Here is a 25,116-nt window from a genome sequence, read left to right as displayed (position 1 = left end):
TAGTTATGTATGTACAGGTTTTGTGTTTATAGCCAGCGGTTCTCCTGATACCACTGTATGGTTTCGGCAAGGCCGGTCTCTAACGTATATTTCGGTACATAGCCCAGCTCGCGTTGCAGGCGCGTCACGTTGCAGGTCCAGTTGGTCGCCGTCAGCTCGGCGAGCTTGTCGCGGTTGAGTGCGGGCGCCTGGCCCCGGATAGTGCCCAGTGTTTCCTGGACAAATGCGAGCGCTTTGACCACGCCCAACGGCAGGTGTACGCGTATGGTTTTTCGGTTTAGGATGCGCTTGGTTATATCGGCCAGCGCATAGCGGCCGTAGTCCTTGCCGTCGGCAACCAGGTAGGTACCGGTAACACCGTCAGCGAGCGCGGCGATGGTGGCTGCCGCCAGGTCCTTGACATATATAAAGCTCAGTTGCTGGTCCCCGCGGCCGATGTACGGCTCGAGGCCCTGGGCAAACGTCTTGATCAATATAAAAATGTCGCGGTCGCGCGGTCCATACACGGCGGTGGGTCGCAGCGTGACCACCGGCAGGCCGGGTATGGCCCCAAGGTATTGCTCAGCCAGCAATTTACTCTTGCCGTAGGGCGACACCGGGTGGGCGACATCGTCTTCGCGGATGGATTCGCCGTTGGCTCCGGGCCCCTGCGCGGCAAGGCTGCTGAGGAAGACCAGCTTCCGGAAAGGCAGCGTTGCCTGGGTAATGGCCACGGCGAGGTTACGCGTTATGTCGGCATTTGCAGCGGTATAGGCCCGTTCGTCTTTGGCCTTTACCGTGCCCGCGGCGTGTATGACGTATTGATACTGTCCCGCCTCCAGCGCGGCGCGCAACGACGCTACGCTCGTGAAGTCCGGCGTAATGAACTGTACAGGCCACTGCCGCAGGTGGTCGATCTTACTGGAAGACCGCACGGCCGCGGTTACTTCCAGGCCTTTGGCCAGCGCGGCTTCAATGAGGTGATATCCCACAAAGCCGCTCGCGCCTGTGATCAGTACCCGTTCTTTCATAACGCCTTCTCGAATATTCTGTACTTCTTGTACGGAACACCCTTGATATTCAGCAATGCGTTGTTCATCGCGGCGTTGTCTTCCAGCACCCACGACGCCTCCGCCCGCGTCAGTTTCTTTTTTCGATAGGCCTCGATGATGCTGGCATAAAAACAGGCTTCGATGCCGAGCTTACGAAAGCCTTCCTCCACCCCCAGTGTAATGACCCGGATGCCTTTCACTTTCTTCAACCCGAACAGCAACTTGAAGAGCCCCAGGGGCAGCAGACGGCCTCTTTTTACGTTGATCAACACTTCGTTGATGTCGGGTATGGCCAGGGCAAAGCCGATGGCCCGACCGTCTTTTTCGGCTACCAGGCAGAAGTCCGTGTCGAGGATCATTTTCATGTCCTTGGCCATGTAGTCGAACTCGGCTTCCGTCATCGGCACAAACCCGAGATTTTTGTCCCACGCGTTGTTGTATACATTCCGGATCTGTCGCACCTCTTCTTTGAAGTTTTTGACATTGACCGGGCGGATCGTGATACCTTTTTGTTTGAGACGACTCAGCATCGTGTCTTTTACCCGCACCGAACGGTCGTCGTAACCGTCGGCGCCAAAGCGATAGGCGAGGATATCAACCTTTTTGCCAAACCCCGCCGCTTCGATAAGCGCGCTGTAATAAGGTTTATTATAGGTCATCATCGCCGCGGGCGGCGTGTCGAACCCTTCCACTAGCAGGCCGCACGTTTCATTGGTAGAGAAGTTTGCGGGGCCAATAGCCGCCGTAACGCCTTGCTGGCGCAGCCAGCCGTCGGCTTGCTCGAACAGCATGCGCGCTACCTCGGCGTCGTTTATGACATCGAAAAAGCCGAAGAAACCGTCGCGGGTATTGTTGAAGGTATTGTGATTTTTATTGAGGATGGCGGCAATCCGTCCGACAATCTTGTTGCCGTCGTACGCCAGGTACAACTGTATGGTAGAGTGCTCGTGAAAGGGGTGCTTACCCGGGGTGAGCAGGTCGCGCTGGGCGATGAACAGCTCGGGAACATAACACGGATCGTCTTTATACAGGTCGTGCGGGAAGTCAATGAACGCCTTCAGCTGGTCTTTGCCGCTGACGTTTACGATACGTTTCATTTAATGCGTTCTTTTAGTTCCAGCACGCCCACCTGACGGAATACGCGTGCTATTTTTTCAACCGCCTCTTCGATCTGACTGAAGCTGTGGGTGGCCATGAGCGAAAAACGCAGCAAGGAAGAATCAGACGGTACCGCCGGCGATACGACCGGGTTTACAAAGACTCCTTCTTGTTGCAGCAGGCTGGTGACGGCAAATGTCTTGGCATTGTCCCGCACATAAATAGGCAGGATGGGACTTTCGGTGGCACCGATATCGAAACCTTCTTCTTGTAAAAGATTCATCGCGTACCGTGTGTTCCGCCATAAGTTTTCCATATGCTCGGGCTCCGTCTCGATAATGTCGAGTGCTGCGAGTGTACTGGCAGCCGAGGCAGGTGTCATGCTGGCGCTAAAGATGAGCGAGCGCGCATGGTGCTTGAGATAGTCTATGGTGTCCGCATCGCTGGCCACAAAGCCGCCGAGAGAGGCGAGCGATTTGCTGAAGGTGCCGGTAATGATGTCTACTTTGTCATCGAGGCCAAAATGTGAGGCGGTGCCGGCCCCCTTCACACCTATTACGCCCAGGCTGTGCGCATCGTCTACGACGACGGTGGCACCAAACTGGTCGGCGATGGCAATGATCTCGGGAAGCTTGGCAATGTCGCCCTCCATACTGAAGATCCCGTCTACAGCGATGACCTTGATAGACTCCTCGGGCAGAACGCTGAGGCGTCGCGCAAGGTCGGCCATGTCGTTGTGTGCGTACTTAATGACCCGCGAAAAGGAAAGGCGTGTGCCGTCGTAGATCGATGCGTGGTCGTATTCGTCGAGTATGAGATAATCGTTGCGGCCTGTAAAACTGGACATTACGCCCAGGTTCACCTGAAAGCCGGTGCTGAAAATAAGGGCGGCTTGTTTGCCCGTGAAGGCAGCGATGCGCTCTTCGAGCTCGACGTGTATGTCGAGCGTGCCGTTGAGGAACCGCGAACCGGCACAGCCTGTTCCATACTTTTCGACAGCTTTATAGGCAGCTTCTTTGATCCGGGGATGATTGGTAAGGCCCAGGTACGAATTGGACCCGAACATCAGCACGCGCTTGCCTTGGATCACCACCTCTGTATCCTGGGCTGACTCGATGGGCCTGAAATAGGGATATATGCCCTGCGCCCGGGCTTCCTTTGCCGCAGTATAGGCCGCAATTCGCGCTTGTAGTGGTTTACTCATAGTGTCGCAATCAAGGATGGTTCCTGCATGTGAGGAGTTGGTTGATGCCTATTGGATGATAGTCGAAATAATATCACGTTTAGTGTAAACTTATTCGAATAAATTTCTGTTTTGTTCCCTAGCCGACCCCGCAAGCCACCCCGGATTTATCTGGTTTACTCGAACAAAACCGTTTTCTAGTCCAATCTCTTTAGAACGATTTCGTTTTTCGGTCTAAAAGTAGCGTATCTTTTCATAATTTTGATTTAAAGCAGTTAAAAAAAAATTAATACCCGGAAGGCCACTGAAGACGTTTATCAATACGAAAAGCGCATCCTTTTGGTTCGGCATAACGTTTATTTAATATTGTTTAAAACACAAACAATCGTTTGATCTGCTCTCAATAACATTGTTTTCATTCCTTTCTTTTTCGCGTTTAAAACAGACGGTCACCGTCTGTCTCCTTCCATGTGACGTTTAACAGGCGAAGTATACCGCTCATGTCCGAGGTATAGCACGACGATATATACTCCATTTCGTCGCAGCCATACAATCTATACCGTCCACGGCCGTACCGCTGCATTATGTTAAACATGTCATAATCCTGGCAGGCTGCCTTCGCACGGCGTATACTCACAGCCATGCTGGTGCCGCTCCTCCCCGATCATATGCCCGGACAGATAAACCACATGCATAGTCACAGCCCCGGTGGGCCTTTTTGCTACAGGTGTGGCTAGGACAACTCAAAGGCTCGTTACCCTTGCTTTTACCCCGATTTTTTTTTAAACTTTGTATAAATCAAACAAATACTTATATGAGCGTTATCACTGATGTAGAAAGTTGGGGTAACAATCACCGCCCTGGCTTTCTGGATGTGTTTCGCATCCTCCTCGGACTATTTCTGACCTATAAGGGTCTTTATTTCATCACGCATATGAATGAACTGCTGCAAACGACGGCTGGCTTAAGCGTCTATTTCGCCGGCCTGGCAGTAGGTCATTACGTTGCCTTTGCTCACATTCTGGGCGGGCCGCTGATCGCTGTCGGGCTGTTTACGCGCATCGTCAGCGTCATCCAGATGCCCATACTGCTCGGAGCCGTATTCCTGGTGAACTATCCCAAGGGCTTTCTGTCTGTGGCACAACATATGGAACTATGGGCATCCCTCGTCGTATTGGTTGGCTTGGTTGTGTTTATGGTATTCGGTGCAGGGCGTTATTCCATCGATGCTAAACGTAGAAAAGAAATGATGGCAGCAAATCCTTGACTCTACCGGTATTTTTTTTCTTTCTACCTCCACCTGAACCTGGGGCATTCGTTACGGAACGGATGCCCTTTTTTATGTTCATATCCCGTAGGATTATGTACTTTGGGGGATCGATCCATTTGCACATGACCTACATCCTTGGCATTGACATCGGCACCGGCAGCACAAAAGCCGTGGCCATAGACCCAACGGGCGACGTACTGCACGCCGAACAGGTGGCATACCCAACGCATCACCCTCAGCCCGATGCCAGCGAACAAGACCCCGACGTGATCTGGCAGGCGTGTGTTCAAAGCATCCGGCAAACCCTGACCCATCTGAAACAGGCCCCGGCCGGCGTAAGCTTTAGCAGTGCCATGCACAGCGTACTGCCCGTCGACGCCGGGGGCAGGCCGCTGCGGCCGCTGATGACGTGGGCCGACAACCGCAGCGCAACCGTAGCCACACGCATCCATCACAGCGCAGCCGCGCAGGATCTATACCGCCACACCGGCACGCCGATACATGCCATGTCGCCCCTGGCCAAGATCGCCTGGCTGCAGGCCCACGAACCGGACATCATGGCCAGGGCCGCCCGTTTTATTTCCATCAAAGAATATATCTGGTACAACCTTTTTGGCGTATACGAGATCGACTATTCGCTGGCCTCGGCCTGCGGCCTGTTCGACATCATCGCGCACCACTGGTACGCGCCCGCGCTGGCGTTGGCGGGCATCACCGCCGACCACCTGTCTACGCCCGTGCCGACGCAATACGTTCGTACCGCGCTCTTACCAGCCGCCGCGCAGCAGACGGGCCTGCCGGCAGCCACCCCCTGTTGTATCGGCGCGAGCGACGGCTGCCTGGCCAACCTGGGCAGCTTTGCGATCACCCCGGGGGTTGCTGCATTGACGATCGGCACCAGTGGCGCCATTCGCGTGGCGAGCCACCAGCCCGTGTACAACTTCGAGGCCATGACGTTTAATTACATTCTCACGAACGATATTTTTATTTCGGGCGGGCCGGTAAACAATGGTGGCGCCGCGTTGAAGTGGTACGCGCAAGATCTGTTGAAGCTCGACCTGTCATCGCCCCAAAGCTATGAAACGTTGCTGGGCGAGATCGGGCGCATCCCCGCGGGTGCGGAAGGGCTCGTATTCCTCCCCTACCTCGCCGGCGAGCGTGCACCCCTGTGGAACAGCGATGCCTGCGGCGTATTCTTTGGCTTAACCGGCCGGCACACACAGGCCCACTTCACACGCGCCGTGCTGGAAGGTATTTCGATGGCACTGTATCACATCGCCACCAGGCTGGAAGAGTCCGGCCTGTCCATTGCGCAGGTGAATGTAAGCGGGGGTTTTGTGCGTTCGGAAGAATGGCTGCAGCTGATGGCCGATATCTTTGGCAAACCCATCGGCCTGGTAAATGTGCAGGATGCTTCCGCCATCGGCGCGGCATACCTGGCGCTACATGCCCTGAAGATGATACCGGCCCTGGACACGTTGAAGCCCAGGACGTTTCACACATACTTCCCACGGCCGGCGCATCACGCCGTATACCGCGACCGGGCGTTTCCACTGTTTCGCAGCCTGACGCGCAATCTCGCGCTCGACATGGCAGTACACGCCGAGCTTATGGCGCCGGCACCGACTAAGCCCGTGGCGGATAGCCTGCCCGGAGCGTCAACACGGTAAGCTCGGGAGCCATGCCCAACCGCCCCGGATAGCCGATGCAGCCAAAGCCACGGTTGACGTAAATATATTGCTGCCCTTCCTGGTACAGATCCGCCCACTGACGATAGCGATACTGGGCGGGGCTCCACCGGAAACCGCCAACCTCCACACCGCACTGATAACCGTGCGTATGACCCGAGAACGTTACGTCGATCATGGGGTATTGCTGCCGTACAACGGCATCCCAGTGCGTGGGGTCGTGGGCCAACAGCAGACGAAGATCCGCGTCTTGTGTGCCTTGCAGCGCTTTGGCCACATCGCCATATTTCTGATTACGCCGTAAACTCCAATTTTCGGTGCCCAGAATGGCCAACGGTTCACGGCCTACGGTTATCACACGGCTTTCGTTCAGCAGCAGTTGGTAGCCCATCGCGCGGTGTGCCGCTTGCAGTGACCGGAAGTTCGCTCGCTTGGCCTCGTCGCCCGGCCACCAGTTGTAATCGCCATAGTCATGATTGCCGGTAACAGAGAATACCCCCAGCGGTGCGCGCAACCGGCCGAAGAGGGATATATAGGGTTGTATTTCACGTGAATAATAGTTCACCAGGTCACCCGTGAAAAAGATGAGGTCGGTTCTTTCGGCCATGAGCAGGTCAACGCCCCCTTGCACCGCGGTGCGATTGAACAACGTGCCGGCATGGATATCTGAGATCTGACCGATGCGCAGACCGTCAAAAGCTTTGGGCAGGTTGGGCAGGTATATAGCGCGACGTACTACGCGGTAGTCGTGCGCGCCGGAGATGATCCCCAGGGTGAGCGTCGTGAGCGGCACGGAGGCGGCGATAACTGCGGCTTTGTTCAGAAACTCCGAGCGTGCCATATCCGTGCCGGATGTTTCCATAGCGACTGGCCGCAGCCTGTTACGTATACGCGCCGCCAGGCGACGTATGTCATCGAGAAGCAATATGCCCAATGCCGTGATCTTGGAGAGATATACGGTGGAAAAGATACCGACGATCCACTCGCGGGTGATGGAATAAAAATTCAGGGGGTCGGCTACATAATACCAGGCCGCCGCAGCAATGGCGGCCGTCATGATCGCCCAGTGCAGCGTGTAGCCCATGATTCGTATCGCGCGCGAGGCAAACTGCGATACACCCCGCAGGGCGCGGAAGATGTATACATCGACGATAACGATGATGAGGGTCGCGACCAGCGCGGTATCTAACCTGAAAAGTGCCAATCCATCCATCGCTTACCAGACAATGTAAGCCGGAAGGTACTACTTTCTTTGGTTTATGCGCGTTTCAATTGCACGATCGTGAGCTCGGGCGGCATGCCGATACGCCCGGGATAACCGAGGTAGCCGAAACCGCGGTTTACATACAGGTACTGCGAACCTTCCTGGTAAAGCCCGCCCCACTGCTTGTAGATATACTGCGAGGGACTCCACCGTATGTTGCCGATCTCTACGCCCATTTGAAAGCCGTGCGTATGGCCGGCGAAGGCCATGTTGATGTCAGGATACAACGGACGCACCTGTGCATCCCAGTGGCTGGGGTCGTGCGAGAGCAGTAATTTGACCGCGGCTTCTTCCGTGCCTTGATAGGCTTTGTCCAATTTACCATAGCGCGTGAAGCGGCCGGCGCCCCAGTTCTCGATACCCAGCACGGCCATGCGCTCGCCGTTCAGTTCGATAAAGCGATGTTCATTCATAAGCAGGTTAAAGCCCATGAGCCGGTGCGCTTCGAGCAAATCCTGGAAATTGCGTTGTTTATCTTTTGCCGACGCCCACGCCTTGTAGTCGCCATAGTCGTGGTTGCCGGTAACGGAGTAGACACCCAGCGGCGCCTTAAACTTGTTGAAAATATCGATGTAGTCCTTTACCTCGGAAGATTCGTTGTTTACCAGGTCGCCGGTAAAAAAGATCACATCCGGCTTTTCGCCGAGCATCATATCGACTCCGCCCTGCACGGCGGTTTTGTTGAAAAAGCTCCCCGAATGGATGTCCGATACTTGCCCGATCCTGATACCGTCAAAAGCCTTCGGCAGGTTAGGCAGGTACACCGTGGTGCGCTTGACGCGATAGTCGTGTGCACCCGATATAATGCCGTACGCAATACCCGCAAACGGCAGCGTGCCTGCTACCAGGGCCGTTTTGGCAAGAAACTCCGAGCGCGTGATGCCCTCGCCGGGTGCGGCGCTGGCATGATCTCCCTTCTGAAAATAAGCCACCGCCCAGCGCACACCGCGTTGTATGTCGTCCATGAACAGCACCAGCACCGCGAATAGCTTGGAGATATACGCGCCGGCAAGGCCCGTGAAGATCAGCGTACGCACGGTAGCGCTGTATTGATACGGATCCGCGAACAGCCACCACACCAGCGCGATGCCCGCGAGCACCGTCGGCACCCAGAATCCGTAGCGGATACCGTTTTTCCACAACGGCGTCCAGTCACGGCTCACCGTCACGACCGCCTGAAACACATAGTAATCGATCAGGAGGAAAAGCGTAAAGAACAATATCAGCGTCATAATGCGTTGCTTCATAAATGCAAAAGTCGTCCCACGGTATGTAAGACGACTTTTGCGGAAAAATAGTTTATTGACGGAAGCTTATATGCTCGGCAGCGGTGAAGGGGCGTTGCCTTCTTCGTGCGCAGTGTTTTGATGCGTATCGGCTACGTGCACTTTTTTGGGTGCGGAAAGCAGGTAAAGCACCGGCACAAAGATCAGTGTCAGGAACGTACCGAAGATCAGACCGAAGATCATTGTCCAGGACAGCGGGCCCCAGAACGACACGTTGTCACCGCCAAAGAAGATGTGCGGGTTGAGCTCGGTGAACATCGTCACAAAGTCGATGTTAAAACCGACCGCGAGCGGAATAAGACCCAGGGTAGCAGCCATCGCGGTCAACAACACGGGCGTCATACGGGTCTGTGCAGCTTCGATAACGGCGGCTTTGACCTCCATCCCTTGTGAAATGAGCAGATCGGTAAATTCGACCAGCAGGATACCGTTTCGTACGACGATACCGGCAAGTGCCAGAACCCCTACACCAGTCATAACGATCGAGATCTCCATGCGGAACAACGAGAAGCCGAGCAACACACCGATGATACTCAGGAAGATCTCCGACATAATGATCAAAGGTTTCGCTACCGAGTTGAACTGGATCACGAGGATCATAAAGATCAACCCCAGGGCTACGAACAACGCCACCACGAGGAATGTACCGGTTTCGGCCTGGTCTTCCTGTTCACCCGTCATGCGTACATCCACGCCGTCGGGTTTGGGGAAGTCTGCCAGGGCCGCCTGGATCGATGCCACTACTTCGTTGGCGTTGTAGTCGCTCAATACGTTTGACGACAACGTAACCACCCGCTTCTGGTCGATGCGGCGAATGCCGGCGTAGCTGTTGGAATACTCTGCCGTAGCAATCGCCGACAGCGGTATTTCTCGCACAGCGCCACCACTTGCCATGTCCCGATAGGTGATCGGCAGGTTCATGAGTGTATTCAGGTCGTTGCGCTGGCTGCGACGAATGCGCAGCTGAATAGGATAGTCATCGTTCTCATCGCGGAATTTAGACACTTCCACACCGTAGATCGCCGTACGCAGGGCCATACCGATCTGGCCGGTCGAGATGCCTTCGCGGTTTGCCTTCTCCCGATCGATCTTGATCACAACTTCCGGCTTGTCGGCCTGGAAGTCGGATTTTAATTCTTCTACACCGGGTATCTGCAGACCGTCGAGGTAACGCTTTGCTTTGATGGAAGTCTCTACGAGCGCGTCGAAGTCGTCGGCGGAAAACTCGATGTTGATGGGTTTGCCCGTAGGCGGACCGTTCTGCTCCTGGTCCACCGATACTTCCGCACCTTTGATACCTTTCACCACCTCGCGGATCTTTTGCAGGTACACACGCGTGCTGCGGCTGTCGCGCTTCGCAAAATCGACGAACGCGATCGTTACTTTACCCAGGTGCGGGCTCGCTTGCTGGCCGCTTTCAAACGGATCTTCGCTGGCACCGATGGCGACGTTGGAGATGATCGACTTTACGAGTGCCGAGTCCTCCTGCACTACTTTCGTGATGCGTTGTTCCACCACACGTGTAACAGAGTCGGTCACATCCTGGTGCGTGCCGATGGGCATGCGGATGTACGCAAAGATAAAGTTCGGATCGCCCTGCGGGAAGAACACCACCGGAGGATTCCGCACGCCGGTGAACCAGAACGAGAAGACGAACAGGAAGAGCACGAAGCCTACCACTCCCCAGGGACGTCTGCCCTGCAGCAGCCAGCTGATACGGGCTTTATACCACGATTGCACGCCGGGCCAGGCATTTGTCTGGAAAGAACTAATGACACGTACCAGCAGGAAGTGATACGAGCAGTACAGCAGGTACATGAAAACGGTGAAGTTACCCAACCCGATAATACCGGTTATGTATGACACAAGCGCGATCGAACCCATCACGATGGAGGTGATCTTAAAGCCACGTGTAAATTTAGAGTCGCTGTGGTCGTGCTCGTGCTCGCCCATGAAGTCCACGGCAAATACCGGGTTCATGATATAGGCCACCAGCAGCGATGCCAACAACGCAATGATCAGGGTTACGGGCAGGTAGAACATGAAACTGCCGATCACACCCGGCCAGAACATCAGCGGCACGAACGGAGCCAGTACCACCATGGTACCCGTCAAGACGGGCAGGAACACTTCGCCGGCAGCGATCTTTGCAGCGCGCTTGATAGGCACTCTACCGTTGTCGAAAATACGGTGCGTATTTTCAATGACCACGATGGCGTCGTCCACCACGATACCCAGGGCCAGCAGGAACGAGAACAGCGTCATCATGTTCAGCGTAAAGCCGAGGGTCGGCATGATGATGAAGGCAATGAAGCTGGAGATCGGCACGGAAAGGCCTACGAAAATAGCGTTGGTCACACCCATGAAGAACATGAGGATGAGGGTTACAAGCACAAAACCGATGATGATCGTGTTGATCAGGTCGTGCAGCGTCATGCGCGTGTTTTCCGACTGGTCTGCCGTGATGGTGATGTCTACACCTTTGGGCAGAATGTTGTCTTCGAAATCTTTGACGATCTCGTTGATCTTATCCGACGCGTTGATCAGGTTTTCACCACCGCGTTTGATGACGTTCAGCGTGATTACGTTTTTTCCATCCAGACGGGCAAAGCTCTCCTGCTCTTCGTTCGAGTCGATCACTTCCGCCAGATCCTTGAGGTACACTTTGCCACCTTTGACAGAGGTGATCACCGTGTTGCCGATCTGATCGGCCGCATCGTATTCACCGTTTACTGTCAGCGAGCGTTTTACACCATCCATGGAAAGCTCACCCCCCGAGATGATGCGGTTCTCGCCGGAGATCGCTTGCTCGATGTCGGAAAATGCCACGCCGGCCAGCGAAAGCTTGTACATGTCGACGTTGATCTGGATCTCACGCTCCAGCGCACCGATGATATCCACGCGACGGATCTCGCTCACCGACTCGATCTTGTCTTGCATGTCCTCGGCATATTCGCGCAGCGTCTCCAGGTCATAGTCACCGGCGATGTTTACGTTCATGATCGGCACTTCGGAAATGTCGATATCAATTACCTGCGGATCGTCTTCCAGGTCGTTGGGCAGGTCTTGCTTGGCGCGGTCCACGGCATCCTTTACATCCTGCTTGGCCTTGTCGAGCGAAACGTCCGTCTGGAACTCGATGATGACGTTCGAAAAGTTCTGCAGCGAGTTGCTGGTCATTTTCTTCACACCCGAAATGGACTTCATTTCCTTTTCGAGCTGCTTGGTGATGAGGTTCTCCACATCCGACGGAGCACCCGGGTATACCGTGGCCACATAGATCTGCGGGAACACGACTTCAGGGAACTGTTCCTTTGGCAGGGCCAGGTAGGTCATAATACCTGCCAGACAGATAAACACGGTAGCAATATAAATGCTCACCTTGTTATCGATCGACCAACTGGTGGGTTTGAATTCTTTTTCTAAATCTTGCATATCAGCTTCGGGTTGAGATAGGTCTTCACGATTACAGTTTTACCGGCTCGCCGTCGTTGAGGCCCTGGTAGCCGGTCGTGATGACTTTGTCACCCGGCTTAAGGCCTTCTACCTGGGCGAGATTGTCGAACACACCGGCCACTTTCACAACCTTGCGACGTGCCACGGTGTCTTTACCGGCCGCCTCGGCGATATATACCACTTTCTCATCATTGATCGACTGCACAATGTTGGCCGGGATCACGAGTGTGGACGCTTCTGTGTGGTAGATCACTTTGATTACGGCGGTCATATTGGGACGCAGGTCGGCTTGCGGCTTCAGTTTCACTTCCACCGGGAAGGTACGCGACAGCGGATCGATGTTCTTGCCCACAAAAGTGACAGTGGCTTCGATCTCACGGTTGTTGAGGTCCGGCAGCACCACGCGCACTTTATTGTTTTTCTTGATGGCCGTTACATACGCCTCTGACACGTTGGCCTTTACTTTAAGGTCCGACGCGTTTACCACGCGCACGGCCGGCATGCCGGGGGCGATGTTCTCGCCTACCTTTACGGTAACCTCATCGACAGTACCGCTGATGGGCGCCTTGATGCGGCTCATGTCGAGCTGCTCCTGAAGGGATGCGATCTGACGCTCCAGCCCTTCTTTCTTAGTTTTGGCCTGCAAATACTGCACCTCGGTGCCGATCTTTTGATCCCATAGATTTTTCTGACGTTCGTACATCGTAACAGCCAGGTCGAGTTCCGAGCGTTGCGCCTCGATGTTGCGCTGTATGACCGAATTTTCGATCTGGGCGAGCACCTGCCCTTTCGATACCTGCTGACCTTCTTTTACAAATACCTGTGTTACTACGCCGGCGGATTTGGCGCTGACCAGAATATTATCCTCGGCTTCGATCTGCCCTTGTGTTTTCACATAGTGCTCGAACGCGCGCGGCGCGAGTTCCTTCACCTCGATGTCTTTCGCCTTCACTTTGGAGGAATCGGGGCTCAGCTTCGCGATTTCGGCTTCCAGATCCTTGATCTCTTTTGTCAGCTCGACCTGTTGGGCTTTTTTCTTCTTCAGCTCGTCTTGCTTTTTGGTGAGGTCCTTGGTACCGCCACCGCCACCACAAGCTGCCATAAACGCGGCGATTGTAAGGGCTCCCAGGGAAGTATATACATTCGGTTTCATAGTACGGATATTTTTCATACGGATTGGTTCTTACTTTTGGTTGGTTGTAGTGGTATAGTTGGCCGGATCAATCTTGCCATAGGTTCTTTCCATATCGATCTTGGCTACGATAGCGTCGAACAGCGCATTATAGTAATTTACCTGCGATTCGCGGAGGCTACTCTCTGCGTCGGTCACCTCGATGTTCGAGCCCACACCTTGCTCATATTTGATCTTCGTTACACGCGCTACCTTTGCGGCTAACCGCATATTCTCCTCCTGCGCCTTAAGTGATTCCAGCGAATTACGGAACGTGATACTATTCTGCTCAATGTCTCGCTCGATAGTGCGGTTCAATTTCGTAAAGTTGTTTTCGATCTTCAACATTGAAAGTTTCGCTTGTTGCACCTGGTAAGTGCGTTGCAGACCGCTGAAGATGGGTACATTTAACGTTACGCCAAACATGCTGTAACTATACCATTTATCCGGCCCTAATATACCGTTGTCTTTCAGGTTTGTTTCTGTCTTAAACAATCCGCCAATGTTGGGTGACTGTGTCGAGTACCCTAAGTTGGCAAAGGCCGACAACTTGGGCATGCCCGCGGCATACTTGTTCTTGATATCCAGGCGTTGCAGCTCACGTTGCACTTCAAGCACCTTGTAATCTATGCGATTCTTGGGATCAAAGCCCTCCTGAAGACCGGCCAAAACACTGTCATCGATCTTCACCGATTGGATGCTGCCCTTCACCTGTAGCGGTTCAGCCATGGGGTAATTCATTTGAAATTTCAACAATGCCAAACTTAGCGCCTGAGCATTGAGTCCCTTGATCCGGTCGATTTTCAGGTTGTTGAGTTGCACCCGAATGCGGTCTACATCGATCTCTTCCGAAAAACCGTTCTTATTCATGGCACTCGTGCTGCGCAGCAACGAGTCTACGCGCGCGATGTTGTTATCAAATAAAGCGATGCGTTCATTGGCAATCAGCACTGAGTAATAAGCCTTCGTTACGGCTTGAATCAACTCGATTTCCGTTTGCTCTGTAGTTTTATATGCCAGTTCCTTATAGGTAGATGCCGCCTTTAATCCCACTAGGTACGAGCCACTGAACAGCAGTTGCGTAATCGTGAGCTTCGCGTCACCCGTGCTCTTCAACTGAAAAGGGCTGTTCATGGCCACGATATCAGTGCCTTCAACGCCCGGAACATTTAACAGCGGCAGCCCCGTTTCTGGGTCGACGCCGGCAAATCCCTGCACCACGGAATACTGATTAAAGAATCGTTGCAGCTTTTGATTGTGTGCCAGTTGCACATCGCCGCTGATCTGTGGTAGTCCTTGCCCTACAGTCTCCTTAACTTTCGCCTCCGCGATCCGCTCATCTACGCGAACGTTCTTAGCGTCTACAGCGTTTTCTAGCGCGTACTTGATACAATCGTCTAGCGATAGGCCAGAAGTCGTATCCTGTTGTTGCGCGTGCGTCCACAACGGTATGACAAGTGTGAGTAAAAGTGTTTGATACAAGCGTTTCATAGCGGTTATTAAGGGTTTGATATTTCTACGGTTTTCTCTTTGTATTGCTGGTATAGCGTACGGCCTTTGTCGGTCAGGACTCCCTGGACGAAATGTTCAAAGAGCTGTACCTGTACATCGGGCAGGCTATACTTATCGCGCGGGAAGATGCTTTGGTCGAAGCCCATCTGCACCGCTTCCAGCCGCATGTTGGCGATAGTGTCTATATGCAGGTCTGCACGGAAATAGCCTTCGGCCATGCCCGACCGGAGATTGCGGACAATGCTCTCGCGGATCACCTTGTTCTTAAAAGCCAGCCACTCACCCCACGCCCGCGGATGGTACTTCTGCATGTCGTACAGCACGGTCGGGTTTGTTTCCCGCATACTCTCTTTCAAACAGTATGACAGGCGAACCATCTCGTCCACGGCGTCTTTCGCTACACGCGTGATCTCATCGAACTGCTGTTGCTGTCGCTCCATGTGTGTCTTCACCACGGTGGCTACCATATCGTCCTTATCGGTAAAATATTGGTAGATCGTCTTTTTCGATACCCCCAGCTGCCGCGCAATGTCGTCCATGGAGACACTCCGCAAGCCGTAGCGCATAAAAAGCTCCGTGGCCCCTTTCAGCAGTTTTTCCCGTTGTTCAGATTCTTCCATGCAACAAAACTACGGAAACGTTATTACTAAAAAAAGTTTCCATTGTTTCCTTCAACGCCTGAAAGGCGTCCAGGTTCAAGTTTTTGAGATATTTTTTCATGAAATCCGGGTGATGCGCCTGTTATCTCGGCAGAAGCGCCTTTTATAACCTCTGAGTCGGTAAGCATGCCGGAATATTGCCCGGACCGGGCGCTTTTTCTTTGTTTATTCGTCTGTTTGAACATGTTTTAAGGCTCAGCAAGGTGTTTTAACAACGGTAAGCCTTAAAACAAAACCGGCCCGGACTTACGCCCGAGCCGGTACCCCTCCCCTGCAAATCAACTTCTCTAAATTCTAGATTCGAGTACTTCCCCGATGGATACAAAGCCAGGAAACTTTTGTTTCATCTGGGGTTTCCTTGGTTTTCATTCATAAACGAAAAACTAGCTGGACAGTTCCATAGTCTATGATTCTTTTTCCTAAAAATTCAAGGAAAGCTACTTCAATCGTTTGAACGGGTATGTTCGCCTTCTGCTGGGTTCTGTTCCCAGCGGCACCACTTCTCCTTCATTTTTTGTTTAAAGGCTTCGCGGTCTTCCGGCTTCATCGTAGAAAACTTTTCGTAGAAGCGTTGCTTCCAGTACGGTGCCCCGTTCGAAGGCTTGCACTCGTCGGCATAGCGCTTGCCACCGATACCTGAAAACAGGATCTTGCTAAGCACCAGCAGACCCAACGCCTGGGCGTAGGTAATAAACGGTCCGTGGAACAGCACCGGCACCAGCCAGTTCCAAAGTATCTGTACCACCCACCCTACCACCAATACCAGTAGTAGCATGCCCACCGCACATTTCAAAAAATAGGCTCCCTTGTTCATAGCGTCTGTCCCTTAAATATCGTCATACAATCGCTGCAGTTTTTTTCGCAGCGCTAAGATCGCATAGCGTTTGCGTGATAGCAACGTGTTGATGGAAACACCCGTTTGCTCGGCTATCTCACGGAAGCTTCGTTCTTCGATCTCGTTTTGAATAAATATCTCACGCTGTTCGCGAGGTAACTCGTCGAGTGCTTCCATGATGGCCTCCCAGATCGCTTCACGCAGGTAGGAGTCTTCCGGGGTGTTGCCCAGATCGGGCAGGATTTCCTGTAACGTAAGGGGGGCGTCTTCTTCGACACCTGCCTGGCCCCGGAGGTCGGCACGCTGCGGTCGGGCCGCGTCGCGCCGGTAGCGGTCAATGATCTTGTTGCGGGCAACCGAAAACAGCCAGGAAGTAACGCGGTCGATGGACTCGATGGTCTCATAACCGGCCACAAACTGGTAGAACACGTCCTGGAGAATATCCTCGGCTTCTTCCAGAGAAGAAACCCGGTTCCGGATAAAACTCAATAGCCGGTCCTTTTCCTTGAGAAAGGTCTGTTCTTTTACTTGTTCCATCGCCAGGTCCATCGCGCTTCCCTAATTTGGATTCTTACCGGGAGAGACGCGGCATCAATAGTAATTATTTTACGAAAATAGAAATAAAGCCCTGGGGCAGACTGCATATATCTGTGGCCAGAGGCTGGCATTTTTGTGCCGAACAGCGTTTTTGGGGCAAAGAACAATGCTCCACAGCCAGCCGCTTCGTTATCTTTGTTCCCTAACACCCCGGCCGGCACCCATGTTCATTCGCTACAATGGTTCTACCCTTTTTTACACCCGCCAGGGACACGGCCCCGAAAACATGCTGCTTTTCCACGGTTTTGGCCAGGACCATCGTGCCTTTGATACCTGGGTGGCCGCACTCGCCAATACCCACACACTCTATATAGTAGACCTGTATTATCATGGTCAGAGCACCTGGCCCACCGCTGACAGCCCCATCGAAAAGGCCGACTGGCGTGCCATCCTGGAATTGCTCCTGGCCGGGCACGCGCTGGAGCATTTTTCACTGGCCGGCTACAGCATTGGCGCCCGCTTTGCGCTGGCCACCGCCGAAGCCTTTCCCGAGCGCACTACCACGGTGTTTTTGATCGCCCCCGACGGCATCACAGGCAACACCTGGTATGCGTTGGCAACCGGCACTGTCCCCGCCCGCCGGATCTTTCACGGTATGATCGCACACCACGGCCGTTTCCTGTCGGCAGCACAGGCGCTGCAGTCGTTGCGGCTGGTAACACCCAACCAGGTGAAGTTCGCCAGCTACCACATGAGCACGGAAGAACGCCGCCGCCGGGTATACGCTGCCTGGGTGGTATTTCGGCGACTCACGTTTTCGCGCCGGGCACTGGCAGCAGCGTTAAACATGCACCGCGTCGGCGTCGTGATGATCGTGGGCAAGCATGACCCGGTGATTCGCGCTGAAGGCATGCCCCGATTTTTACGGCTGGTGCAACGTCATCACCTCGCGACGCTCGATGCCGGTCATTCCGGGCTCATCGCACACAGCCTGCCCCTGCTGCAACAGCCGCCTATTGCGCCTCCACCAACTTCTTGATCTCCACGAGGATCGGGTTCCAACCCTCGCCGCCGTTAAAGGCCTCCTGGTAACGCCGTTCGCCTTCGGCCACGGTGGCATAGTCACCCTGTTCTACGTGTAGCACGGTATGGCCATCCTCCGGGGTTAATTCATACGTCACGCGCAGGTAATTTTCAGAGGTATCGTCAATATTCGAATTTGGATCGATGGTGGTGTAAACCAGGCGTTTGCCCGGCTGGATCTCGAGGATCTCACCCTTGACGGCGATCAGTTCCTTGCCGTCGAATACGCCCTTCCACAACAGCGGGCTGCCTGCTTTCCAGTCCGAAACAGTCTCACAACCAAACATATACTGCCTGGTTTTAGCAGGATTCACGAGTGCGTCCCATACCTCGGCGGCCGGCGCCTGGATGGTGATGGTGTTTTTAACGATGAGCGGTGCTTTCATGTGTTGATGATTAAAGGGTTGAGAATCATCCAAAGTAAAACGCGGGTACTGACAAAGGTATGTCAGCAGCCCATCGTCCACCCCGGGCTTTTCCCTATACCACGGCGGGACCACCCCTATACCACCCCTATACCAGTGCTATCAGCGTGTAGTTTTGGGGAAACTTTTGGAAAAAAATGCCCTCCGCAGGATGCGGCCCCTGCGCTGAAATTTCCGGGCAAAAGGCTTCCTGCCCTGCTCTATCCATCCAACGGGATGGGGATTTAGTTTGCTCCTGACAGCCGGGTTCCGTAATTTTGCGGCTCAAATCTCAAACATCCGCAATGATCTTATTCTTCCGTACGAAGGCCGACACGCGTTACGCGGTGGGCACGGCGCAGCCTTTGCAAAAAACTGATGTTCAGAAACTTACGTGGCTTTTTGGCGGTGCCGAACCCATGGCGGAGCAAGTTCTCGAGGGACGCTTTCTCGGCCCCCGCAAAGAAATGATCACCCCCTGGAGCACCAACGCCGTGGAGATCACGCAAACCATGGGCATCGTCGGCATTCAACGGATCGAGGAGTTTGGCGTGGTGACCGAAGCCACACCGGCGTACGACCGCATGCTGCAGGTACTCTACCCCCGGCTTGACCAGGACCTGTTCACCATTCATCATACCCCCGAGGCCGTCCAGGAAGTACACGACATCCGTGCCTACAGTGAGCGCGAAGGCCTGGCCCTGAGTGCCGAAGAAATCGAATACCTGGAAGGCGTACGCCGCGAGCTTGGCCGACCGCTGACCGACAGCGAAGTGTTCGGTTTCTCACAGGTGAACTCCGAGCACTGCCGCCACAAGATCTTCAACGGTACCTTTATTATCGACGGCCAGGAAAAGCCCTCGACCCTTTTTCAACTCATCAAAAAAACATCACAAGCCCACCCGAACTATATCGTGTCGGCGTACAAGGATAACGTGGCCTTTATTCAAGGCCCGACCATCGAGCAGTTTGCCCCGGCACGTCACGATGTGGCAGACTTCTTTGCTGTAGAAGATATCAAATCAGTGATCTCCCTCAAGGCGGAGACGCACAACTTCCCCACTACTGTCGAACCGTTTAACGGTGCGGCTACCGGGGCGGGCGGCGAGATCCGCGACCGCCTGGCCGGTGGCAAAGGTGCCCTGCCCCTGGCCGGCACGGCGGTATATATCACTTCCTACCCGCGCCTGCAGAACGGCCGGCCGTGGGAGAAAAAATTCCAGGCTCGCCCCTGGTTGTATCAAACACCCGAAGAGATCCTCATCAAAGCCTCGGACGGCGCATCCGACTTTGGTAACAAGTTTGGCCAGCCGCTCATCGTAGGCAGCGTATTGACCTTCGAGCACTTCGAGGGCGACAAAAAATTCGGTTTCGACAAAGTGATCATGCTGGCGGGCGGCGTCGGCTTTGGCAAAGAGAAAGACAGCAAGAAAGAACACCTCGCCGCGGGCGACAAGATCGTATTGTTGGGCGGTGACAATTACCGCATCGGCATGGGCGGCAGCGCAGTGTCGTCAGTCGCGACGGGTGAGTATGGCAACGCCATCGAGCTGAACGCTATTCAGCGTTCAAACCCCGAAATGCAGAAGCGTGTGATGAACGCCATTCGCGCGATGGTGGAATCGAATATCAACCCGGTGGTGTCCATTCACGACCACGGTGCCGGCGGACATTTCAACTGTCTGTCCGAGCTGCTGGAGGAAACCGGGGGCACCATTCACATCGACAAATTGCCCATCGGCGACCCTACCCTTTCCGACAAAGAGATCATCAGCAACGAATCGCAGGAACGTATGGGCCTGGCCATGAAGGCGGCCGACATCGACCTGCTGCAACGCGTAGCCGAGCGTGAGCGCTCGCCGATGTATGTTATCGGAGAGGCTACGGGCGACAACCGCCTGCACTTCGAAAAGAACGGCCAGGCACAAAAGCCGATCGACTTTGCCGTGAAGCACCTGCTCGGCTCATCGCCGAAAACCATTCTGCGCGACGAGACACAAACGACGCAGTATGCACCGGTGCAGTACGACGCCGCACGCGTGCGCGAATACCTGGAGCAGGTACTGCAACTGGAAGCCGTTGCCTGCAAAGACTGGTTGACCAACAAAGTCGACCGCTCTGTTACCGGCAAGGTAGCGACACAGCAAACCTGTGGCCCGATCCAGCTGCCGTTGAACAACCTGGGCGTCATGGCGCTCGATTATCAGAATAACAGAGGCATAGCCACGGCCATCGGCCACGCGCCCGGTGCCGCCCTGGTAGACGCCGCGGCCGGCAGCAAGCTGGCGATCGCCGAGTCGTTGACGAACATCGTGTGGGCTCCGCTTACATACGGACTGAAGGGCGTTTCCCTCAGCGCCAACTGGATGTGGCCCGCCAAACAAGCGGGTGAAAACGCGCGCCTCTACGAAGCGGTAGAAGCGGTGAGCGCGTTTGCCATCAACCTGGGAATCAACATCCCGACCGGTAAAGACTCGCTGTCGATGACACAGAAATATCCCGATGGCGATGTCGTGTACTCGCCGGGCACAGTGATCATTTCGGCCACGGCCGAGGTCTCTGACATTACCCGTACGGTCACGCCGGCGCTGCAACCGCTGGCGGGTACATCGCTTCTTCACATCGACTTCTCGTCGAGCGCCCGCACCCTCGGCGGCAGCAGCCTGGCACAGGTGCTGAACCTGCTCGGTAACGACGCCCCTACCGTCGGCGACGACACCTACTTCGCCCGTGCATTCGAGGCGGTGCAACAACTGATCGCCCAGGGGCTCATCCTCGCCGGGCACGACATCTCGGAAGGTGGTTTGATCACCGCCGCCCTGGAGATGTGTTTCCCGGTGCCGCAGACGGGCCTCGCGCTCACGCTGGGCACGGGCGACGACCTCGTAAAAACATTATTTGCCGAAAATCCCGGTATACTGGTACAAGTGGCCAGCAACGGGCAGGCAACAGCCGCCCTGGACAAGCTGGGCGTCCGGTACGTTGTCTTGGGTCAGATCACACACACACGCACGATTACGCTGACCCACGGCGCCGCTACGCTGGAATGGCCTATCGATGCGCTGCGCGACGTTTGGTTTAAAACGTCATACCTGCTCGATAGCAAACAGCGCCCGGCCAACTTTGCAGAGCAGCGCTTTACACGGTATAAAGATCAACCCCTGTACTATACCTTCCCGGAGCAGTTCGATGGACTGTACAAAACGTATGGCATCGATCCGAAGCGCCGTAAGCCGACCGGACTCAAAGCCGCCATTATGCGTGAGAAAGGTGGCAACGGCGACCGCGAAATGGCCTACGCACTCTACCTCGCGGGATTTGACGTGAAGGACATCCACATGACCGACCTCATTTCGGGCCGTGAAGACCTGACGGATGTCAACATGATCGCCTTTATCGGTGGCTTCTCCAACTCAGACGTACTGGGCTCTGCCAAAGGTTGGGCGGGAGCCTTTCTATACAATCCCAAAGCCAAACAGGTACTGGATAACTTCTTTGCACGCCCCGACACGCTCAGCCTGGGCGTCTGTAACGGCTGCCAGCTGGTAATGGAATTGGGCCTGCTGTACCCTTCGCTCGGCGCAGAACATCCCAAAATGCATCACAACAGCTCAGGCCGGTTCGAGTCGACGTTTGTGAACGTGACCATTCCGGAGAATAACTCCGTGATGCTAAAATCGTTTGCAGGCCATCGGTTGGGGATCTGGGTGGCACACGGTGAAGGCCGCTTTGTATTACCGGGCGACCGCTCATCCTATCATGTTGCCGCCGCCTACTCGTACGCCGAGTACCCGGGTAACCCCAACGGGTCAGACAACGCCGTGGCGGCCCTCTGCTCGGCCGACGGGCGCCACCTGGCGATCATGCCCCACCTGGAACGTACGCTGTTCCCCTGGAACTGGCCGCACTATCCGGCGGAACGTAAAGCTGACCAGATTTCTCCCTGGATTGAGGCATTCACCAACGCCCGTACGTGGGTGGAAAAAAATAATATAAAGTGAACCTAAAAGGTTAAAGCCATCTGTTGTTCTGACGCTTGTTTAGCCTTATATTCAACGTCACGAATAATGGATGGCTTTATGAAGAAAAATTTCGCTCCGCTACTGTTGGTGCTGTTTCTTTCATCCTGTCTGGGATACAAAGAACTTCCCGTAGAATACGATTACAGCTACAAAGGTAATTTCAAACGCTATCGCACGTTTGACATTATGAAGCCCGCGGGTCCCACCGACTCGACGATGATGAACGAGATCATCGAAAAGTCGATCGTCGCCCGCATGAAATTCCTGGGCTATCGACAGTCTGCCAGCAAGCCCCATCTCATCATCGGTTTCAAAATGTTCAATGACAGTCTGCGCTTCAATGGGTATAACCAACCCGACATAGAAGAGTGGGTAAAATCGCAGAACGATAACATCGACTATAATCCGCAGAAGTTCAATCTCAATACCGGCACGTTGCTGATCCAGTTTTACGATCGCCGGCAGAACCGCTCCATCTGGCAAGGCTATGCTACAACCATGTATGGAAGCATCGACTTTAACAACAGCCGCCACCTGCGAAACGCCGTGATTTCCATCCTGGATAAATACCGTTTCTGGGCCGAAGGCTTCATCGAAGGTACGACCGCCTCGAATCAGGAAAATGATCTCTAATTTTTTCGCTCAGGAGTTACATTTGTCAAAAATAATTCTACCTTTGCAATCCCAAATTCAAGGGGCTGAAGCTTACGGAAGTGGTTTCGGTGAGGATTGTCCGATGGTGTAACTGGCAACACGCCTGATTTTGATTCAGGAAAGTCCAGGTTCGAGCCCTGGTCGGACAACGACAAAAAAGGATCCCGCACTGGCGGGATTCTTTTTTAAGTTTAAGTGTTGCCTAAGTCCCCTGTGGCAACCAGAAGGTGGAACGGTTAACGAAAAATGGCATAGCCCATGGCAGTTAAAATTTTCAGTGGAAGAGCCACTATCTACCTGGCCGAGAAGATCGCCAGCGCCTACGGCGAACGCCTGGGTGAAGTCAACTACCAGCAGTTCAGCGATGGCGAGATGTCGCCGTTCATTACCGAGTCGGTACGTGGACATGAAGTCTTCCTGATCCAGTCAACCTTTCCCCCGGCCGACAACCTCATGGAGCTTCTCCTGATGGTCGACGCCGCCAAGCGCGCCAGCGCCTCCAGCGTAAACGTGGTGATCCCCTACTTTGGCTACGCACGCCAGGACCGGAAAGACAAACCCCGGGTGGCCATTGCCGCCAAGCTGCACGCCAACCTGATCTCCGCTGCCGGTGCCACCCGCATCATGACGTGCGACCTGCACGCCGACCAGATCCAGGGATTCTTTGACATCCCGGTAGACCACCTGGATGGTTCCTATATCTTCGTTCCCTACCTCAAGTCGCTGAACTTGCCGAACATCATGTTCGCATCGCCTGACGTAGGCGGTATAAAACGTGCCCGCAGCTTTGCCAAGTTCTTTGACGCCGACCTGGCCGTCTGCGACAAGCACCGGAAAGAAGCCAACAAAGTAGACTCCATGCGCCTGATCGGTGAAGTGGAAGGTAAAGACGTGATCCTGGTGGACGACCTGGTAGACACTGCCGGTACCATTTGTAAGGCCGCGGCGCTGCTGAAAGAAAAAGGCGCCAGCTCTGTACGGGCGGTATGTACGCACGGCGTGCTGTCGGGCAAGGCATACGCAAACATCGACGGTTCCCTGCTGGAAGAGCTGGTGGTAACCGATACCATTCCGCTGAAGCAAGAGAGCAAGAAGATCAAAGTATTGTCGGTATCGACCCTGTTTGCCAAGGCAATCCGCAAGATCCACGATAACGAGTCGATCAGCTCGCTCTTTATCAAACTGTAAAACGAATTTTCAATTAAACTATATAACTATTATGAAAACTGTTGAGATTATAGGGTATCGAAGAGCAAATCTCGGCAAGACGGACTCTCAGCGTCTGCGCGATGAGGGTAGCGTGCCGTGTGTATTGTACGGAGGCGACAACCAAATTCACTTCTACTCACCGATGATCCTGTTCCGCGACCTGGTATATACACAGGACGCGCACTTTGTACACGTGAACATCGAAGGCGAAGAGTGTCAGGCGATCCTCCAGGAGGTTCAATTCCACCCGGTGAGCGAAGTGATCCTGCATGCTGACTTCCTGCGCATCTCAGAAGATCGCAAGATCAAGATGAATATTCCGGTTCGTCTGGTTGGTCAGGCCCCCGGCGTATCAAAAGGTGGTACACTGGTTCGCAAGCGCGCTGCCCTGAAAGTATACGGCTTCCCGAAAGATATGCCTGATCACATCGACGTAGATGTTTCAGGTCTTGACTTCCACCACGCTGTCAAGATCGGCGACATGGCCGTAGAAGGTCTTGAGTTCCTCGATCCGCACCAGGCTACCATCGCGGCCGTAGAAGTACCGCGCGCGGCTAAAATGGCTGCTGACGAAGCTGCCGCAGCTCCTGCTGCCGGCGCTGCCGATGCGAAGAAAGCGGAAGCTCCCAAGAAAGAAGAAGGCAAGAAGTAATTCACTTCAAAGCCAGGCAATACAAAATCCCTCCGACTTCGTCGGAGGGATTTTTGTTTGTATCCACGCACAGGCCTAACCGGTCCCTTCATTGTTTGTTGA

At 54.3% G+C, this 25,116-nt stretch carries 20 protein-coding genes and 1 tRNA gene; 8 read left to right on the top strand and 13 right to left on the bottom strand.

Features of this window, described 5'->3' with window-relative positions; genetic code table 11:
* Positions 1-26: 26 nt before the first annotated feature.
* The 3 genes from KK078_RS15375 to spt are packed head-to-tail and all read right to left on the bottom strand — an operon-like array spanning position 27 to position 3,333.
* Positions 27-1,010 (bottom strand): NAD-dependent epimerase/dehydratase family protein, encoded by a 984-nt coding sequence (locus tag KK078_RS15375; protein WP_254091176.1) that lies wholly within the window; start codon positions 1,008-1,010, stop codon positions 27-29.
* Positions 1,007-2,128, bottom strand: coding sequence for a GNAT family N-acetyltransferase (locus tag KK078_RS15370; RefSeq protein WP_254091175.1), 1,122 nt, complete (start codon positions 2,126-2,128; stop codon positions 1,007-1,009). The genes KK078_RS15375 and KK078_RS15370 overlap by 4 nt, the downstream gene beginning before the upstream one ends.
* Positions 2,125-3,333, bottom strand: a complete 1,209-nt coding sequence (spt, locus tag KK078_RS15365; protein ID WP_254091174.1) for a serine palmitoyltransferase — start codon at positions 3,331-3,333, stop codon at positions 2,125-2,127. The genes KK078_RS15370 and spt overlap by 4 nt, the downstream gene beginning before the upstream one ends.
* Positions 3,334-4,126: 793 nt before the next feature.
* On the opposite strand from spt, the gene KK078_RS15360 reads away from it, so the two are divergent.
* Positions 4,127-4,579, top strand: a complete 453-nt coding sequence (locus KK078_RS15360) for a DoxX family protein (RefSeq protein ID WP_254091173.1) — start codon at positions 4,127-4,129, stop codon at positions 4,577-4,579.
* 125 nt (positions 4,580-4,704) lie between these two features.
* Positions 4,705-6,252 (top strand): gluconokinase, encoded by a 1,548-nt coding sequence (locus tag KK078_RS15355; RefSeq protein WP_254091172.1) that lies wholly within the window; start codon positions 4,705-4,707, stop codon positions 6,250-6,252.
* Here KK078_RS15355 and KK078_RS15350 read toward each other — a convergent pair.
* The 9 genes from KK078_RS15350 to KK078_RS15310 form a co-directional block, all read right to left on the bottom strand.
* The gene (locus KK078_RS15350) at positions 6,209-7,483 is read right to left on the bottom strand and encodes a metallophosphoesterase (protein ID WP_254091171.1); all 1,275 of its coding nucleotides are present in this window, start codon (positions 7,481-7,483) and stop codon (positions 6,209-6,211) included. The genes KK078_RS15355 and KK078_RS15350 overlap by 44 nt on opposite strands.
* 44 nt (positions 7,484-7,527) lie before the next feature.
* On the bottom strand, positions 7,528-8,781 hold the full coding sequence (locus tag KK078_RS15345) for a metallophosphoesterase (protein WP_254091170.1): 1,254 nt from the start codon (positions 8,779-8,781) through the stop codon (positions 7,528-7,530).
* A 66-nt stretch (positions 8,782-8,847) separates the two neighbouring features.
* Positions 8,848-12,255 (bottom strand): efflux RND transporter permease subunit, encoded by a 3,408-nt coding sequence (locus tag KK078_RS15340; RefSeq protein WP_254091169.1) that lies wholly within the window; start codon positions 12,253-12,255, stop codon positions 8,848-8,850.
* Between the two features lie 31 nt (positions 12,256-12,286).
* The gene (locus KK078_RS15335) at positions 12,287-13,429 is read right to left on the bottom strand and encodes an efflux RND transporter periplasmic adaptor subunit (RefSeq protein ID WP_254091168.1); all 1,143 of its coding nucleotides are present in this window, start codon (positions 13,427-13,429) and stop codon (positions 12,287-12,289) included.
* A 30-nt stretch (positions 13,430-13,459) separates the two neighbouring features.
* The gene (locus KK078_RS15330) at positions 13,460-14,938 is read right to left on the bottom strand and encodes a TolC family protein (protein WP_254091167.1); all 1,479 of its coding nucleotides are present in this window, start codon (positions 14,936-14,938) and stop codon (positions 13,460-13,462) included.
* Between the two features lie 8 nt (positions 14,939-14,946).
* Positions 14,947-15,579 carry a TetR/AcrR family transcriptional regulator gene (locus tag KK078_RS15325; protein ID WP_254091166.1) on the bottom strand — a complete coding sequence of 211 codons (633 nt, stop codon included), beginning with the start codon at positions 15,577-15,579 and terminating at the stop codon, positions 14,947-14,949.
* Between the two features lie 26 nt (positions 15,580-15,605).
* Positions 15,606-15,803, bottom strand: a complete 198-nt coding sequence (locus KK078_RS15320; protein ID WP_254091165.1) for a hypothetical protein — start codon at positions 15,801-15,803, stop codon at positions 15,606-15,608.
* A 257-nt stretch (positions 15,804-16,060) separates the two neighbouring features.
* Positions 16,061-16,432 carry a hypothetical protein gene (locus KK078_RS15315; RefSeq protein WP_254091164.1) on the bottom strand — a complete coding sequence of 124 codons (372 nt, stop codon included), beginning with the start codon at positions 16,430-16,432 and terminating at the stop codon, positions 16,061-16,063.
* 12 nt (positions 16,433-16,444) lie between these two features.
* A complete protein-coding gene (locus KK078_RS15310; protein WP_254091163.1) occupies positions 16,445-17,002 on the bottom strand; it encodes an RNA polymerase sigma factor in 558 nt (185 codons plus the stop codon).
* A gap of 211 nt (positions 17,003-17,213) precedes the next feature.
* Between KK078_RS15310 and KK078_RS15305 the strand changes: the two genes are divergently transcribed.
* Positions 17,214-18,029 (top strand): alpha/beta fold hydrolase, encoded by an 816-nt coding sequence (locus tag KK078_RS15305; RefSeq protein ID WP_254091162.1) that lies wholly within the window; start codon positions 17,214-17,216, stop codon positions 18,027-18,029.
* On the opposite strand, the gene KK078_RS15300 is transcribed toward KK078_RS15305, so the two are convergent.
* Positions 18,004-18,459, bottom strand: a complete 456-nt coding sequence (locus KK078_RS15300; RefSeq protein WP_254091161.1) for an SRPBCC domain-containing protein — start codon at positions 18,457-18,459, stop codon at positions 18,004-18,006. The two genes, KK078_RS15305 and KK078_RS15300, sit on opposite strands and share 26 nt — an antisense overlap.
* A gap of 323 nt (positions 18,460-18,782) precedes the next feature.
* Between KK078_RS15300 and purL the strand changes: the two genes are divergently transcribed.
* The 5 genes from purL (at position 18,783) to KK078_RS15275 (ending at position 25,014) form a co-directional block, all read left to right on the top strand.
* Positions 18,783-22,478, top strand: coding sequence for a phosphoribosylformylglycinamidine synthase (gene purL / locus KK078_RS15295; RefSeq protein ID WP_254091160.1), 3,696 nt, complete (start codon positions 18,783-18,785; stop codon positions 22,476-22,478).
* Between the two features lie 78 nt (positions 22,479-22,556).
* Positions 22,557-23,132, top strand: a complete 576-nt coding sequence (locus KK078_RS15290; protein WP_254091159.1) for a DUF4136 domain-containing protein — start codon at positions 22,557-22,559, stop codon at positions 23,130-23,132.
* A 97-nt stretch (positions 23,133-23,229) separates the two neighbouring features.
* Positions 23,230-23,302, top strand: a tRNA-Gln gene (locus KK078_RS15285).
* Between the two features lie 109 nt (positions 23,303-23,411).
* Entirely contained in the window at positions 23,412-24,341 is a 930-nt protein-coding gene (locus tag KK078_RS15280; RefSeq protein WP_254091158.1) for a ribose-phosphate pyrophosphokinase, read from the top strand.
* Positions 24,342-24,372: 31 nt separating this feature from the next.
* The gene (locus KK078_RS15275; protein ID WP_254091157.1) at positions 24,373-25,014 is read left to right on the top strand and encodes a 50S ribosomal protein L25/general stress protein Ctc; all 642 of its coding nucleotides are present in this window, start codon (positions 24,373-24,375) and stop codon (positions 25,012-25,014) included.
* Positions 25,015-25,116 lie beyond the last annotated feature (102 nt).

Source organism: Dawidia soli, from assembly GCF_018598185.1.
Taxonomy (GTDB): Bacteria; Bacteroidota; Bacteroidia; order Cytophagales; family Cyclobacteriaceae; genus Ohtaekwangia; species Ohtaekwangia soli.
This window is presented reverse-complemented; position numbering and strand designations above follow the sequence as displayed.